The organism is Rhizobium sp. SVR5-9E, from assembly GCF_056755095.1.
On sequence record NZ_JBNDHS010000032.1, the window covers coordinates 44891 to 61072 of the forward strand.

Sequence of the window (16182 nt, forward strand, 5' to 3'; positions counted from 1 at the left end):
CCGTAAATCGCGAATAAATCCGCGGCTCAAAAATGAGACGCGTGTCATCGGTTCGTATCCCTTCAAGGCGGCGGATGCACGGCGGTGCAGTACACGCGGCAATAGAGCTCCGCTGTCGGAATCTGCTCGGTGTAGATGTTCTGCTTCACGATCATTGTTTGTCGCGGATCGCGCGGAGTTCGGCAAGGAATGCTGTCGCGATTTCGGTTGCCTCGGATGCATCCGCAGGAGCGACATCCAATCCGTGCGCAGCGCGGTTCATGCTCTGCAGGGCACTGCGGAACCGATCTGCGGTTTGGGGAGCTAAGCCGAGTCGCTGCAAGTCGCTTAGCGTTGGTCCGAGAGCCAGTGGCGCTCCGCTTCGGTCTGATTGGCCACCAGCGATGGGATTTCACGCTCAACCTCAATGCGCAACTTCACAAGCGCCATCAACGGGAATTCGCGTGCAAACTCCGCTTCTGTCGGTAGCTCTGCCCGCAATGGGTCGGGAAGGGCGGCAGAGAGCCGGTATTCCGCAACACCATCGGCTTCGTTGAATCTCGGAGAGCGTACTCGACAACGACCTCATTCTTGCCCTTGCAAAAGATAATGCTTATGCTTGGGCCGTCGGACTCGTGGCGGAGCTGGTCGTCGCCTGCGGAAAGATAGAGTTCATCTTGCCGCAGCGTTTGGCCGATCGATCCGAAAGCGGCTCCCTCTTTGAGGTGGCTGTAAGTGGGCATTTGTATGAAAAAGCGTTCTATACTTGCGGCTGTGGTATCCGCGGCGACGGTTTTCCTTCTAGGCAATGGGCGGGCTTCATCTACAGAGCGAGATTTGCCGATAGAGGCAGCCTCGTTGGCGCTTTTCACAGCAACGTCGTATGAAGAGCAGAAAGCGCATGGATTTCGCCCGAGAGCAGACGTTCAGGCATGGCCGCTGACGCTACCAATCGATTGGAACGCGGACCCGTTCAAGGATAGAAACTGGCGCTTCCATCTGCATACATGGAGAATGACGGACGCCATCTTTGAGAAGTATGTGAAAACCGGAGATCCGGCCTATCTCGATGAGGCGACGATCTTCATCCGTGATTGGCACGCGTACCACCTGATCGCGGGGAAATCCTCCGAGTTCAGTTGGTATGATATGGCAGCGGGCATACGGGCGATCCGTATTGCTTTTCTCCAAGAGCAGATCTCGACAGGCAAGTGGAATCCGCCGACTGCGGACAGAAACATCCTCCACGGCCTGGCATCCATACATGCGAAACGACTGCAGGATGAGAATTTTATCAGTCTTGGCAACCACGGGCTCTTTCAGACCGTCGGGTTGGACATGCTCTGTCAGGAATTCGCAGACATGCCCGAATGCCGCAATGGCCGAAAGTTCGCGGCTAAGATGTTTGAAAAAATCTCCGGTGGTCAGTTTACAGAAGAGGGCATTCACACGGAGAACTCGCCGCAGTATCATCGTTTCGCATTGACCGCGATTGAGAATGTTGGCGGGACTGACCGATTCGATTTGCCAGCGCTTCGGCGGAAGCTCGATCTGGCAAAAGAAGCGTGGCCGTTCATGGTGTTCCCGGACGGGACGGTCGTGCGAGTCGGAGACAGCGCGGGCTATGGAAACTCACTGAAGGTTCCGGATCCGCACCCGGTGAAACTCTTTAACGGCAAGGAGTTTGCAGTCAGAGATTGGCATGAGTCCGGCTATATAGTAATTCGCTCAAATCCACCAAAGCAGGATAGCATGCTGTTCGTGACGGGGATGAACGAGGTATGGAGTGGCCACAAGCATGCCGACAACCTCAGTTTTGAGTTGTATGAGCACGGCCGCCAGATCTTCGTGGATAGCGGGAAGTTCGGATACAACAAAAGCGAGGTCCGTAATTATTTCGTCAGCGCAGCGGCTCACAATACCATCAGCATCAGGGATAGGCCACAAACTCCAAGAGACGTAAAACTCAAGGGCTCAAGCCTGAACCCGCTTGAGATCACTGACGATCAATTTGTCGTCACGGGTAGCGCGGAATTCCCGCGCCTTGGATTTAGGCACGAGCGAAGGCTGTCATATGAACCGGGAAGATCCTTGATGATCATCGACAAGGTGACCTCTGGCAAGGAACGTGAATTTGTCAGCACGCTTGTCCTGCCGCCGGACCTTATCCCGCAAATGACGGAGAATGGTTTTGAACTGACATTGGCTGACGGGAAAAGAATCGTCGGCAGTGTCGAACAGCGGGATTGCCGCGTTGAAGCCGTTAGGGGCCAGGACGAGCCTCCCCTTGGATGGATTAGTTCGAACTACCTGAAAAAAGAGCCTACGACAGTCGTCAGAGCGATATGCCGCGGTAAGGTTCAAACGATTACTTGGGAGATTAACTTAAAAGCCTGACTCTGTAATGGCTCGACTAGCGCTGGGGTCCCGTTTAAAATCCCTACTCAGCCAGCATGAGTTGACCCATTACGACAATCAAAGCTGGGACGCCATACAGATCGGTTCGAACAACTCATCATTAGAGTATCTGGGAAACGTCTCCTGTGTGTCGTGACCAGCCGAGTTGCGCTCAGCAGATGAGTTTATCTCCAAATCTTTTCAACGCGCGCGTCTCGACTTCACGTCCGCACGCGGGGGCGTTTTCGAGCTGATCCGGTTTCCTTAGCTTTACATGCAGAAAGTCTCGCTCGAGGTCATAGCGAGGAAATCTGTCCAGCTTGTCGGCGAAGCGAGCAAGAAACTCTTCATCGAGGGGCGTTATCGAGTATTTAACGTGTTCGACGTCATAACCCACAAGCTTGAAGTAATTGAAGTAATCCGCAATTGATAATTGGTTGACCCAGGCACTCCCCCAACGCTCCTGCTCCCGGTAGCTGGGTTCGACCGAGTCCTCCGATATCCATGTTTCGCCAGCGGGCGGCGTTCCTAAGTGGCGATAGTACTCGTCGATGACTTCATCGGAAAAGAGCAGATGCGGCCATGGGAAGAATATTTCCCGATAGCGGTGCGAGGCTTTGGGGCCGCGGTAGAGGTTGGCACTGAGAAGGAAATGCCCACTTGGTACGAGAATATCATAGGCCCGCTGCAGCATGGTGTATGGGTGACGCACGTGTTCCCAGACCGAATTCGAGTAGATCAGATCGAACTGGCCAATGTCCGGTGGATTATCTTCGGTGAGGTCGGTTTGAATAAGCGTTACGCCGCTCGGCAGGTCATCCCAATTGGAATAGCGGGAAACGTCTACCCCAACAACTTGACAGCCATAGACGTTGTTTAGTGCGACACAAACTTCACCGCGTCCACAACCGATTTCGAGGATTCGCTTACGTTCTACACGGACGCGACTGTTGATTATTTCAGCGCGACGGGCTGCTCTTTGCGCTAGGGCTTCCGGATCGTAGGCGGGTGGAGCAGTGACGAGGGGCTTTGAGCGATATTCTTCGTTGAGGGCTAGAAACAGATCTAAATCGTACTTCACTTTTGCGCTCCAACTGCGACTTGCTCCGCGCTGCTTCCGCGAGACCTAACGCGGTCTGTCATCAGAATGCGCCGATCCTATTGCTCGACGAACCTACGTCGGCGCTTGACACCGACTCCGAAGTGTTTATCAGAAGGTGCTTAAGAAGGCGATGGACGGCAAGACTGTGATCCTCGTTTTGCGCCGATGAGTTGGTGATTATGCAACAAGGAGCTGTTGTTGAACGGGGAACGTATGAACCTCTTAAGGGCCGATCCGACGGGGTCTGCGCGAAGCTTTATCATCTCCATGAGTTCGCCGAGCGATTCAACCAACCTGCCAAAGTCCGCTTGATTTCAACATTGATGGATGCTTGACGAAGCTCGATACCGGTGATGGGGAAGTACCAAATGGCGTATTGAAGGATGGGAGTGCGGCCCTTGATCACTCAAGGCGGTCGCGGGTGTGTGCGCTTTTTTAGATTGAGGGTGAACGGAGCAACTATTTTCACCAGGAGAACCGCGTGAACTTACCACTGAGCCTATTAAGAGCATTGGGAGAAAAGTTTTTCGCGCCTCCTGACGGCAAATTTGCTTCCAACATTTCGACAAAAGGTAAGTTTGATGTAGATGTTTGCATTGTCACCAATTGTGCCTTTCCGGGAGGTAACGCCAGTACAACAGTAACCGAGTTGGAGACATTCACTGCGGCCGGGCTGAAGACCATAATTGTTCATTGTCCGTTGAGGCGATCGCCTTGGAAGCAATTTTGGTTGGCTGAGCGGTATTTTCCGCATGAGAGGAATATTGCGCTCGCGCGCACGATTCAAAGGATAAACTGTACTTATCTCATCGTGCGCGGACCACGGATGGCGATGATGGAACAGTTTCGAAAACTGGCCCGTCGTATTCACACGGTTAATGCTCTCTTTATTGTCAACAACTCGGCTTGGGACGAGCGCGGAAAGATCAATTTCGATTGGGTTGACCTAAATCGACGAGTGAATGAAATCGGGCTGTCCAATTCGCGAATTTTTCCGATCAGCCCAATCATACGAGCAGAGGCGAAGCGGGCGCTTTCCTCTGAAACTGATAGCCCAATGCTAGCTAAACTCGATTGGCCGCCGGCTTTCCACGTTACAGAGTTCAAATTTGCGCCTCGCCGGCACCTATTTGAACCGATTGTGATAGGTCGACATGCACGTGACCATGAAGGCAAATGGTTGCAGGATCCAGATGAACTCAGGTCTGCCTATCCGTTAGACAATCGGATCGCTGTCAGGATATTAGGTGGAGCGGACAACGCTCTGAACTTACTTGGGCAGCTTCCATCGAATTGGGAAGTCGAGCCATTCGGTGTAGCCGGCGTCTCAGACTATCTCTCATCGCTAGACATCTTCGTAAATTTCCCTGCAATCACGAGGGACGAGGCTTTCGGGCGCACTGTAGTCGAGGCGATCCTTAGTGGTCTTCCGGTAATCCTTCCGAAGCGTTTCGAAGCGACATTCGGAGAACTCGCAATTTATTGCGAGCCACGCGAGGTCTTATCTGTGATCGAAAGGATGACTCACGATGACGAAGCGAGACTGCACTACATCAATGCCGCTCGTTCCGTGGCAATATCGCTTTTTGGGGCCGAGAATTTGGTAAAACGTCTTAGCCAGCTAAACGAGGAGCGTGTGATCACACCGACGCTTGATCAAAAAGCTCAGGAATTCAGACGATATGTCTTGGACGCCGTGGAGGCTTAAACCGGCCTTCGGCGTAAACCGATCTAAAAAGGCAGGACAGTGACAAATCGCCTGGCAATATCAGCTTTGTTGGGAATTCACCCACACGGCTTTCTGATGCGGCGTGCCGTCCCGTCGAGCTAGGAGATTTCTAATCGTGACGACTTCCCACGCAAGCCCCCCCTCAACCGCAGATCTGTCAAAAAAGATCAATCTAGCGCTGGGAGCTTTCGCGGATGACTTTTTGGAAACTCATCGCCGCAAAGCCAAAAAGCGTTGGGGCAAACTTCTTTCGATGCCACACAAGCAGTTCGTTGCGTACCGAGTGAAAAAACTCGGCAACGCATTAGAGAAAATATCTGCTTCAACAGACGGGACCCATTTTCCCAATTCTTTCAACGAAGCGGTTTTACAAAGTCGTCTACCGTTTCGAGTTAAACGAGACATAGCAAGAGTTGTTGTTCGCGCTCTCACTCTTCACGGCGCGCGCGAGGCAGCCATAAGAATTATTCACTCTCTGGAGGACGCAGAGCCCGAGAGCAGATGGCTCAAGTTTACGTTACTCCAGGAAATGTTGGACGTCGTGGCAGCTTCTGCTTATGGACGCGAACTCCTGAAGTCGAGTCAGCTATCTGAGAAACGACGCCGCGACCTCCAAAGGCAACCGTCGATGTTGCTTACCACTAGAGAGCTTTTGGTAGAGAAAGCGTCGCCCCCAAACTGGAAAGTGAGCGCCCGGGTAGCGTATATTGCTTCATCTAGCCTTCCCTATAAGACAAGCGGATATACAACGCGTACACATGGTGTTGCCGCTGGCTTCATCGAAAATGGGTTGGATGTTCAGGTCATCACCCGCCCATCTTTTCCGTTGAACCTGAAGCCCGAGATCGATGTAAAAAAAGTTTCCGAACTGGACGTTATCGACAGTATTCCATACCATCGGTTACTGGAGCCAGACCTCAAGAAAAACGCGCCAGTTGAATGGGTGATACTTGCGGCAGACGCTTTGGAAGCAAAAATCCGCCAGCTCCGCCCGGAATTAGTCATTGCGGCATCGAATTATCTCAACAGCTTGCCGGCCTTGATAGCCGCTCGTAGGCTTGGTCTTCCGTTCGCGTATGAAGTCCGCGGAATGTCAGAGTTAAGCCGGGTTTCGCGACTTCCCAGGTACATTGAGACAGCAGATTTCGCAGTGACTGTGATGATGGAAACATTTGTCGCATTAAATGCGGATTATGTCCTGACATTGACTGACCAAATGAAGGCCGACTTGGTCCAGCGTGGCGTGCCCGGTGAACGGATTAGCATTATGCCGAACGGCGTTGGAGAAAAGACAGTCGTTACTCCGGCACGAGACGAGGCTTTGGCAAAGAAGCTAAGCATTCCCGCAGGTGTTTCTGTTATCGGCTATGTTGGATCCATCGTAGAGTATGAAGGACTTCCGGATCTCGCGAGAGCTTGCGTAGGGGTAGGAAAACGCGGCTGTGATTTTCGGCTTCTGATTGTCGGAGGAGAAAAGCGAAATAAACTAAAAGGAACGCCGATATCCGATGAAATCCGTGCCGTCTTCCAAGATGCAGGCATGGAAGAAAAGCTCATAATGCCGGGCCAAGTTCCATTCGACGACGTCATTTCTTTTTACTCGACGATCGACATCGCTCCTATCCCTCGCCGTCCCTATAGGGTGAGCGAGATGGTGTCACCGATAAAGCCAGTTGAAGCCTTAGCGATGGGTAAAGTTCTCATTCTATCGGACGTAGAGGCTCTTAAAGAGTTCAGCCAAAACGGAAGGACGGGCCTTTTGTTCGAAAAAGGAAACGTCAGTGATTTGGAGGAAAAGCTGTTTCAGGCGCTTAACGATCCTCATCTGCAGAAAATTCTTAGCTCTAACGGGCAGGAATTCGTTCGTGCGACACGCACGTGGCCCGCCATTTGTGCTGCTGCAATGCAACACCTACAACTGGCCGGTCTTCTCATGAAAGACGGCCCGGCTTGAAGAGGGCATTGCCTGTGGAGGGAAGGGCGCCCTCTTGGCTTTGTCCTGACCGGCGGCGAAAACGTCCGCTTAGAGTAGAGCGCCATACCGGCTCCTCTTGCTACGCCGGTGAACCGTGAACCGGCCGCGCCAGGCGGCAGGAATTTCACCAGAACGACGGCCGCAATCAACTTTAAGGTGGCTTATCAAACTTGCTTATTGAACCGCGCATTAGCATGGTCTAATACAGAGATTGACCTCTGGAGAGACCGATGAGAAAAGTTCTCACCGTTTTTGGCACTCGGCCGGAAGCTATCAAAATGGCACCCTTGGTTGCCAGCTTACAGAATGCTCCTGATTTTTGTTCAAGACTCTGCGTGACTGCACAGCATCGAGAGATGCTCGATCAGGTTCTAGATGTATTTGCATTGGTCCCGGATCATGATCTCGATATAATGAAGCCGGGCCAATCCCTGTTCGACGTCACAGCGTCGATTTTGCTTAAACTTCAGCCGGTCCTTGAGGCGGAGCGACCGGATTTTTTGCTCGTTCATGGCGATACAGCCACAACATTTGCCGCGTCTTTGGCTGCCTACTACTGTCGTATCGCAGTCGGACACGTGGAGGCCGGATTAAGAACCGGAAAGATCTATTCACCGTGGCCAGAAGAGGGCAATCGAAAACTAACAGGGGCGATTGCTAGATATCATTTCGCAGCTACTGAAGTGGCACGTCAAAATTTAATTTCGGAGAATGTCGATCCTAACTCAATCGCGGTAACTGGCAACACAGTAATCGATGCTCTCATGAGCGTTAAGCGTGAGCTTGAAGAGAACGCCCGTTTGCGCTCAGACGTCCGGTCGCGTTTCGATTTTCTGGGTTCCAACAGGCGAATTATTCTTGTTACGGGCCATCGCCGAGAAAATTTTGGTGAGGGTTTTGAGAATATCTGTCGTGGCTTGCGGCAGGTAGCCAGTAGCTTTCCAGAGTGCATTATCGTTTACCCAGTGCACAGGAATCCAAATGTGCTGGAGCCCGTGAGACGATTGTTAAGTGGAGTTGAAAATATTCTTCTAATTGATCCACAGGATTACGTTCCATTCGTCTATTTAATGCTCAACGCTTATATAATACTCACTGACTCCGGGGGCATACAGGAAGAGGCTCCGTCGCTCGGAAAGCCGGTTTTGGTTCTGAGGGAATGTACCGAGCGGCCCGAGGCGGTTGCGGCCGGGTCTGTTCGGCTTGTTGGCACCGATGCGGATCGAATTACCCAAGAGGTTTCTCGACTTCTCTTAAGTCCGGACGCTTATCACGCCATGAGCACGGCTCACAATCCGTACGGGGATGGTAAAGCTTGCGAACGTATTATCAGTTGGTTGAGACAATGAAAGAAACGAGTCTTTTCTCGAATATTTGTCGTGGGCCCCGGCTACATCGGTTATGACCTTGCCCCAGTTTTATCCAGTTTTGAGTTGGCTCCAGCGGTTTTTTGAAATGCTGTCCGACGAATTATCTCGCGACGAGATAGCAAACCGAAACGCTTGATCAGTTTAAATTGGCGTTAGGCTCCGCAGTTCGCAGATGAAATGTGTCCGCCTGACATCGAAGCACCTCGCTTCGACCGCATGCACCTGGCTGTGATCGTCGGCCACGGCGTCGGCAAAAAACTTAACGCAACAAGATCGTGCCGATAGGTCGCGGCGGCTAAAAGATACCTACTTTCGGGACCTGGCCGGTTGGGTTAGATGCGAAGCCACAACATTGCTACGGATATCACCGTTTAGGCTCTTGGCTTCAGACGCCACAATCCAAGCGTCGAGCGAAGATACGACATAACCTTGATCCTTTGAGCTCATTTTGTCGAGGCTTTGGATACAAATCGTATCGAACTCCCCTCCCTTCAGGCTTTCCAAGGCATTGTAGTTTCTCTTTTGCACCCGCTTACTATGGGGAGGCTTGATGTATCCCTTTGGCCCTGGCGGCCGGATGGCAGCCCCCTCGAGAAGCTCAAGGTGATTGGCGAGACCTATTGGCGAGTACTGTTCGGCATTGCGAAATCTATGCCCAATTTGAGACCGCAATAAGTGCTCGCGATCTGAAAAATACTGGCTCATCGTGGAGCGTCGCATGGCATGTGGATAATGTTCGGAATATAAAAAGTTTTTGTTAAATCCTAGGAGGGCTGCAGCGCGCCTTTGTGCCTCTTTAAAGCTCGCTCGCGATGGTCCCTTTCGTCTGAAAAACTGCTTAATCGCTGAAAGGAAGAAGTTAGGATGCCGGACGAGACTGCCGCGTAAAATCGGCTTCCCGCAGTCAAAGAAATAGTCGGAAGTAAGACTTCTCCCAACAAAAATATCATCATTTAAGTAGATGAAATGTTCAGATAAGCCTGGAATACGGTGAAGCATCGTTTCAATCGAGCGGGAGTTGAATACAGGTAAAACAGACTTGTGGTCGCCGAAGATAGTTTCGTGACCAATTAAATAAATTCTAGCCTCCCAATCTGGGTGGCGTTTTAGTATTGGTGCGATACAATGCGGATATTGATTGTCCGTAACTATGTAAAGCCGACGGACAAATGGGCAGAAGTATAATATTGACCATACGCAATATCGTATTTCGTTTCTGCACGCAAATCTCGTAGAGTCTGATGAATCGATATGTACGCCATTATCTAAGTAGGCCTTGCGTTTCGCCATATGAGTCGGGTCATCACCGTTAACCCAGGTGATCACGGCATCAATTGGCATTTGGTTGCTTTCCATGATCATTACTTTCATTTGCGCGCTGCACTGGGCGTGGCTTTATATTGCGAGTCGCTAATTTAGGCGAAAGCTATAACAGATAGCAATGATATTCGAGAGGGCGCCCAGTAATATCTCGGCTTGGCCGCTTGACGTGCTCCCGCCAAATTGAGCCAGTTCGAGAGCTGGAATTTCACACTTATGATCCCTGCGGGGACAATGAGGAGAATTCGACGGAGGCATCGAAGTTTTCGGAGGCACAGATCGCGTTTGCTGAAGCAGGCGGGGGACGGCACGCCGATTGCAGACGTCTGCCGCAGGCGGGGATGTCGGACGCGACGTCCTACAACTGGCGCAAGCGCTATGGCAGGTTGATGCCGTCGGAGATTAAGCGGCTGCGCCAACTCGAGGAAGAGAATGCCAAGTTGAAGCGGATCGTCGCCGACCTGTCGCTCGACAAGGCGATGCTGCAGGACGTGCTGGCAAAAAACTCCGAGGGCCCGCCCGCAAGCGTCTGCTCGTCGACAGGGGAGAGCCGACTGGAAGGTCTCGACGCGACGCGCCTGTTCGGTGCTGAAGATCGATCGGTCGCTTTATGTCTACAAGTCCAGACGCGGCGAGCAGGCCGACCCGAAGCTGAGGATCAAGGACATCTGCCAAACGCGGGTTGCGCGACGGCTATCGGCGTGTGCGGCGCCGGTTCAGTGCAGCGGCCGGAGATCCCGGAATGCGTGGAAATAACTAGGAACTCGCTTGGAGATGACCTCGCAGAAAGCGTCGGCATCAACGATCTGCCTACCGATTCTCGGGCGATGCGTCTGCTGCGGTAAGGTATGAATTCGACACAAGGATTCTACTCCTTCCAGTGATCAGCAACCCAGCCCGCCGGACGGATAAAGTGTCGCAGATGCGCGAAGACGGAATCGTTCTTCATGCGTCGGGACTTGTCGAAACTTGCCATAAGGTGGTCAGCTAAGTTACTGGCGCCACGCTTGTGATATTGGCCGTTAATCGCATGCTCGGGCCGCAGTCCACGAGGGAAAATGACGACTTTTGCGCTCTCAGGGAGTCGTGGCGAAAGTATGTAGTTTATGGGCCACGTTCGGCGGCAGTCCTGACGAAAGTGCAGCACCCACTCACGTGGGAAAAACTTCGGGCCATCCGGAACGTTTCTGGTCACAAAACGCTGTTCGAACCGGTATTCATTTGCGATGGCTTGTGGATCCTGCTTGAACAGTTCCTGGAGCGGCGCGAGCTTTCCAACCGGGAAACGAAAGAGCGATGTCTGACCAAGCTTCTCAAATGGTGTGGTTTGATTGCGCGTCATGACCACATCCTCTGGACTGCCAGTTTCAAAAAATGGGTCAATTGAAGCAACAATCACCAAGTCTAGATCCAGGAAGAGGACCGGGCCGCTAAGCGAACCCAGCGTTGCACCCCAGAGTCTTGCTTTATTCCAAATTCCTGGGGAATTTCCAGGCATCTTTGGTACTTCTAATGGAGGCAGTTCCTCGCAAAGAACCTCTCGCCTGATACCGTCCCGATTGTCGGTGAAACACGTGAAACTGAACGGCGGCGTAATGTTTCTCGCGACCATTGCATAAAGGCGATTGATAAACGGCGGACCGAATTTGGTGCCCCAATTTATGCAAATCACCTGTTTCACCGTCTTTGAAGAGAATGTCTCGTTCAGTGCCATTTTGCCTCCGCACCTGAACTTAAGCCAACTGTCTTGTTATTTAAACTACTATCGCTCGGTCAACTTACTAACATCCGATCCCCTCGGGGCGGCGAACGTATCCAATATGCCTTGCGCTGCTCGAACCAAAGGTGCCGGAGGGGCCGGACTGGGTTTACCAGATCAAGGGGGACGGCTCCGGCTGTCCACAGTTCACGACCGCCTCGCCGTCGAGGATGGCTGTCTGGACGCACGATGAGAAACTCCACCATGCATGCATCCTATAAGGAGCGGCGTGATCCCGAAGGCGCAGATCCGGACTTCGTCTGGCGGATTGATGGGTATAGAATCTGCTCCTTCCCCGGATGTGGATCTTTGTCGGCGCCTTGGCGTACCAAAGCTTTGTGGGCTCTTTGCCTGCTGTCCGTCCGCCACAGCTTGTACAATTGCTCAGGGAAGCGAGTTGAACGCTGCGTACACAGAGTTGCTCTCTTTGTAATATATTGTAAACAACTTTGAGGTGATTCACTTAGGACTGCGTATTAAACCCTTCCCAAGCTGATTTATTCGGGCTTACAGCGGACCGGGGGGTCTGATGAAAAAAGTTCTCACAGTTTTTGGCACGACACTAGAAGCTATCCAGATGGCGCCGTTGGTCGCGAGTCTGCAATCGCATCCCGACTTCACCTCGAAGCTCCGTAATGGCGCAGCAGCGCGACATGTTGAAGACGCAAAATTAGGGGCCGATATTTCGATCACGCTTCGACTGCTGGGATGCGAAAAAGGGATCGGAGGCTGTCGCCGCCGGACCAGTCCGGCTCGTTGGCACGGATGCCGATCGAATTGCCGAGGAGGTTTCCTGGCTTGTTTTTAATCGTGAAGCTTTTGGGACCATGAGCACAGCTCATAATCCCTACGGTGATGGCAAGGAAGCGAACGCATAATCAACTGGTTGAGGCAATGAAAGATCAAATTTTTTCTCGAATTTCGGTCATAGGCCTCGGTTACATTGGCTTACCAACGGCCGCGCTATTTGCTTCTCGTAAAATCGAAGTCATCGGAGTCGACGTTAACTCGAAAGTTGTTGACATCATCAACAGGGGCCAAATCCATCTAGTTGAGCCTGACTTGGATATTCTGGTTCACAGTGTTGTGCATGAAGGCTATTTGCGCGCGACACTTCAGCCCGCGCCGGCGGAAGCTTTCCTCATCGCCGTCCCTACGCCGTTTAAGAGCGAAGCGCACGATCCGGATCTAAGTTACATTGAGGCGGCAGCCAAGGCTATCGCGCCAGTGCTACGATCAGGCAACCTTGTCATCCTAGAATCGACATCGCCCGTTGGAGCGACCGAGCAAATGTCCGACTGGCTCGCAGAGGCGAGACCGGATCTGACATTTCCGCAAGACGCCGGGGAGCATTCCGACATCCGAATCGCACACTGTCCCGAACGGGTCCTTCCGGGCAAGGTGATCAAGGAGCTTGTTGCCAACGACCGTATCATCGCTGGAATGACGCCGCGGTGTTGTGCGTTAGCGGTGCAGCTCTATCGAACTTTTGTCATAGGCGAATGTGTCATCACCAATCCCCGGACTGCGGAGTTGGCGAAGCTGGCTGAGAATAGCTTTCGCGACGTCAATATTGCATTCGCAAACGAGCTTTCGCTGGTCTGTGAGCGTTTCGGCGTTGATGTGTGGGAGCTGATAAGCCTCGCCAACCATCATCCTCGGGTGAATATTCTTCAACCTGGCCCCGGCGTAGGCGGCCATTGCATTGCAGTCGATCCCTGGTTCATCGTGTCAGGCGCTCCGGCTGAGTCAAGGCTCATAAGGACCGCTCGCGAGGTTAATGACGGCAAGCCCGATTGGGTGCTTCAACAAATACGGAAGACGATCTCGGACGCTTTGATGGCGGAACCGTTCCGCCGGCCATCCGATCTGCGCGTCGCTTGCTACGGAATGGCTTTCAAACCAAACATTGATGACCTCCGTGAAAGTCCAGCCCTCGAAATCATCCAACGGCTAAGGGAACAGCATCCCGGCGAGCTGATCGTTGTGGAACCCAACATCGCTGAACTGCCACACGGATTGCAAAACCTCCGTCTGATGGATGTCGACAGGGCGCTTGCAAATGCGGACGTACATGTCCTGCTCGTTGCTCACAAGGAGTTTCACGGGAAGACCTTTCCACCACGAACCGTGAGAGCCGTGCGTGTCTGATTAATGCCCTTGCAGGCAAAATGAAGGAGGCTCGAATGAGCTTAGCCACATTCCACAATGAGACGTCGGAACGGAATGCCACATCGGATGCCGTCGGCATTGCCCTTGTCCAATTTGCAGAGGAAATGCTGGCGAGGCACAGGGCCAAGGCCAAAAGGCATCGAGAAAAGCATTTTTTGACTCTATACCAGTGGCTCTTGGCACGTCGAGTTCGTAAATTGGGCCAAACATTAGGAGCCTTGTCAGACGCCAATAGCGGGGTAAGCAACCACGTTGCCCAATCAATGTGCGCTCTGATCTCGCAGGCACGTTTATCCCCAAAATTAAAGGGCGAGGTCACCGGCGCGGTCGTCAAAAAACTCGTTCAAAACGGCGCTACTAGCGCGGCTGCGGCGCTCGCCGATGCGATGGAGGCGGGCACGAGTCAGGAGAGGCTGGCTCGGTTTTCTGTAATGCAGGCAATCTCGCAGCTTGATAGTGCACTTGCATGTGGCGAGGAGCTCGTAAACTCTAAGAAGCTCTCAGCAAAACAACTCAATAGTCTACTGCGTGAGCCTGCCATGCTACTGGCGGCGCGAAAGCTTCTGGTAGAGAAGGCTGAATTTCCGGCTTGGGCAACGTCAGGCAAGATTGCTTATGTTGCAGCCTCCAGTCTCCCATACAATGTAACTGGCTACACGACTCGCACGCATGGGGTTGCTCAGGGCTACAAGCAAAACGGTTTTGATATTCATGTTGTGACACGCCCGTCTTTTCCGCTGAACTTTCACCCCACGCTTGACGCGCGCCAAATTCCGGAGCTGGAGCGACTAGACGGCATTCCTTACCATCGACTTTTGGAGCCAAACCAGAAACAACATACTCCAGTGGAGTGGATACGCCTCGCTGCTGACGCGATCGAACGGAAGCTTCGAGATATGAAACCGGAAATAGTTGTAGCGGCTTCGAACTATATGAATAGCTTGCCAGCGCTGATCGCCGCTCGCAGGTTAGGCCTTCCATTTGCCTACGAAGTCCGCGGGATGTGGGAGTTGACTCGAGATTCTCGCGATCCCGGCTTTAGTAAGACCGCCGATTTCGCCGTGACGATATTGCTGGAAGACTTTGTCGCCCAGAATGCCGATACCGTCCTGACGTTAACCGAACCGATGAGGATCGATTTGATACGGCGTGGAGTGGAACCTCAGCGCATAGATATTATGCCTAACGGCGTTAACGCATGCGCCGTTTTCAGTCCTCCGCGTGATCAACCGCTGGCGTCCAGACTGGGTATACCTTCCGGCATACCTGTGATCGGATATGTTGGATCTATCATAGATTACGAGGGACTTCCGGACCTCGCGCTTGCGTGCGTTGGATTGGCGGAAAGCGGATATGACTTTCGCTTGCTAATCGTTGGAGATGAAGGACGACCTCAGTTCAGCGGGACACCAATAACCGACGAGATTCGTGCATTCTTTAAGGCGGCTGGAATAGAAGACAGGCTCATCATGCCGGGTCGCGTGCCCTTCTCCGAAGTTGCATCGTTCTATTCACTAATCGATATCGCGCCCATCCCCCGCCGCCCGTACAAAGTTAGCGAAATGGTCTCGCCTATTAAGCCGATCGAAGCTTTGGCAATGGGAAAAGTTCTGATTGTGTCTAGTGTTGAGGCGATGAAGGATTTCACCCAACGGGGAAAAACAGGACTGGCTTTTGAGAAGGGCAACATCCGTGACTTGCAAGCCAAGCTTCAGAAAGCCCTCCACAACCCAGCGTTAAGGGAAACTCTAAAGCAAAATGCACAGGAGTTTGTCCGGAACAATCGCACCTGGCCCGCCATCTGCAAGCGAGCTGCCAAACATATGACGCTCGAAGTGGGACAATAAGGGATGTGGAGGCGAGTCAATTTGAGAACGGGCGCCCTTGCAGCTGCTCTCGATGCGCGATGGCCGTGATCTCCGTTTCACAGGAGGCGGGCTTGTTCGTCAAACCGCTGGTTCGCTTCACTCTCCTGTTCCGAAGCGATCAATGCGACAGAAAGTGACCTGCCACTGAACTTTCATCCGACTGCGATTAGAGCCTCGGCGGCTTTCAATAGGCCAAATGGCGCGGTGGGAGCAACCGGCGGAAACGCGAAGCTTTCATCTCGCGCAGCGTTGGAGCCGGTTGCGGCGATGGACCCGGCATAGCTTGCCGGGGTCTGATATCCGAGGGATGAGTGCGGCCGGAAATGGTTATAATCGTCCGCCCATTCGGCAATGGCGCTTCGGGCATGATCGAGACCGAAGAACAGGCTCTCGTTCAATAGTTCGTCGCGCATCCGGCCGTTGAAGCTCTCGACATAGCCGTTCTGCATCGGCTTTCCGGGCGCGATGTAGTGCCACTCGACCTTGTGATCCTTCGACCAGGCGAGGATGG

General features: G+C 52.7%; 12 protein-coding genes. 7 read left to right on the forward strand and 5 right to left on the reverse strand.

The genetic code is table 11. From position 1 onward, the window contains the following. Positions 1–428: 428 nt before the first annotated feature. On the reverse strand, positions 429–722 hold the full coding sequence (locus tag ACPYOJ_RS16340; RefSeq protein ID WP_481417214.1) for a PDDEXK nuclease domain-containing protein: 294 nt from the start codon (positions 720–722) through the stop codon (positions 429–431). 115 nt (positions 723–837) lie between these two features. On the opposite strand from ACPYOJ_RS16340, the gene ACPYOJ_RS16345 reads away from it, so the two are divergent. Then, positions 838–2376, forward strand: coding sequence for an alginate lyase family protein (locus ACPYOJ_RS16345; RefSeq protein ID WP_481417200.1), 1539 nt, complete (start codon positions 838–840; stop codon positions 2374–2376). Between the two features lie 172 nt (positions 2377–2548). Here ACPYOJ_RS16345 and ACPYOJ_RS16350 read toward each other — a convergent pair whose 3' ends face one another. Then, positions 2549–3457, reverse strand: a complete 909-nt coding sequence (locus ACPYOJ_RS16350; RefSeq protein ID WP_481417201.1) for a class I SAM-dependent methyltransferase — start codon at positions 3455–3457, stop codon at positions 2549–2551. Positions 3458–3959: 502 nt separating this feature from the next. Here ACPYOJ_RS16350 and ACPYOJ_RS16355 point away from each other — a divergent pair. From ACPYOJ_RS16355 to wecB, 3 genes are all read left to right on the forward strand, one after another. Beyond that, a complete protein-coding gene (locus ACPYOJ_RS16355; RefSeq protein WP_481417202.1) occupies positions 3960–5186 on the forward strand; it encodes a hypothetical protein in 1227 nt (408 codons plus the stop codon). A gap of 136 nt (positions 5187–5322) precedes the next feature. Then, the gene (locus tag ACPYOJ_RS16360) at positions 5323–7161 is read left to right on the forward strand and encodes a glycosyltransferase (RefSeq protein WP_481417203.1); all 1839 of its coding nucleotides are present in this window, start codon (positions 5323–5325) and stop codon (positions 7159–7161) included. A gap of 251 nt (positions 7162–7412) precedes the next feature. Further along, entirely contained in the window at positions 7413–8531 is a 1119-nt protein-coding gene (gene wecB, locus ACPYOJ_RS16365; RefSeq protein WP_168833842.1) for a non-hydrolyzing UDP-N-acetylglucosamine 2-epimerase, read from the forward strand. A gap of 327 nt (positions 8532–8858) precedes the next feature. Here wecB and ACPYOJ_RS16370 read toward each other — a convergent pair whose 3' ends face one another. After that, positions 8859–9923: a stealth family protein gene (locus tag ACPYOJ_RS16370; protein WP_481417204.1), complete on the reverse strand. Its 1065-nt coding sequence runs from the start codon at positions 9921–9923 to the stop codon at positions 8859–8861. 113 nt (positions 9924–10036) lie between these two features. Between ACPYOJ_RS16370 and ACPYOJ_RS16375 the strand changes: the two genes are divergently transcribed. Next, on the forward strand, positions 10037–10717 hold the full coding sequence (locus ACPYOJ_RS16375) for a transposase (protein ID WP_481417205.1): 681 nt from the start codon (positions 10037–10039) through the stop codon (positions 10715–10717). 23 nt (positions 10718–10740) lie between these two features. Here the strand turns inward: ACPYOJ_RS16375 and ACPYOJ_RS16380 are convergent, their stop codons facing one another. After that, positions 10741–11586 (reverse strand): glycosyl transferase, encoded by an 846-nt coding sequence (locus ACPYOJ_RS16380; protein WP_481417206.1) that lies wholly within the window; start codon positions 11584–11586, stop codon positions 10741–10743. Positions 11587–12525: 939 nt separating this feature from the next. On the opposite strand from ACPYOJ_RS16380, the gene wecC reads away from it, so the two are divergent. After that, the gene (wecC, locus tag ACPYOJ_RS16385) at positions 12526–13782 is read left to right on the forward strand and encodes a UDP-N-acetyl-D-mannosamine dehydrogenase (protein WP_481417207.1); all 1257 of its coding nucleotides are present in this window, start codon (positions 12526–12528) and stop codon (positions 13780–13782) included. Between the two features lie 35 nt (positions 13783–13817). Further along, positions 13818–15650 (forward strand): glycosyltransferase family 4 protein, encoded by a 1833-nt coding sequence (locus ACPYOJ_RS16390; RefSeq protein WP_481417208.1) that lies wholly within the window; start codon positions 13818–13820, stop codon positions 15648–15650. Between the two features lie 173 nt (positions 15651–15823). Here the strand turns inward: ACPYOJ_RS16390 and ACPYOJ_RS16395 are convergent. Further along, the coding region (locus ACPYOJ_RS16395) for an integrase core domain-containing protein (protein ID WP_481417209.1) at positions 15824–16182 on the reverse strand (359 nt) is incomplete at its 5' end.

What these genes read in the sequence shown, in the direction of transcription:
- ACPYOJ_RS16340 (WP_481417214.1), bottom strand. Translation starts at nt 722, where the DNA reads ATGCCCACTTACAGCCACCTCAAAGAGGGAGCCGCTTTCGGATCGATC.
- wecB (WP_168833842.1), top strand. Translation starts at nt 7,413, where the DNA reads ATGAGAAAAGTTCTCACCGTTTTTGGCACTCGGCCGGAAGCTATCAAA.
- ACPYOJ_RS16370 (WP_481417204.1), bottom strand. Translation starts at nt 9,923, where the DNA reads ATGAAAGTAATGATCATGGAAAGCAACCAAATGCCAATTGATGCCGTG.
- ACPYOJ_RS16380 (WP_481417206.1), bottom strand. Translation starts at nt 11,586, where the DNA reads ATGGCACTGAACGAGACATTCTCTTCAAAGACGGTGAAACAGGTGATT.
- wecC (WP_481417207.1), top strand. Translation starts at nt 12,526, where the DNA reads ATGAAAGATCAAATTTTTTCTCGAATTTCGGTCATAGGCCTCGGTTAC.
- ACPYOJ_RS16390 (WP_481417208.1), top strand. Translation starts at nt 13,818, where the DNA reads ATGAGCTTAGCCACATTCCACAATGAGACGTCGGAACGGAATGCCACA.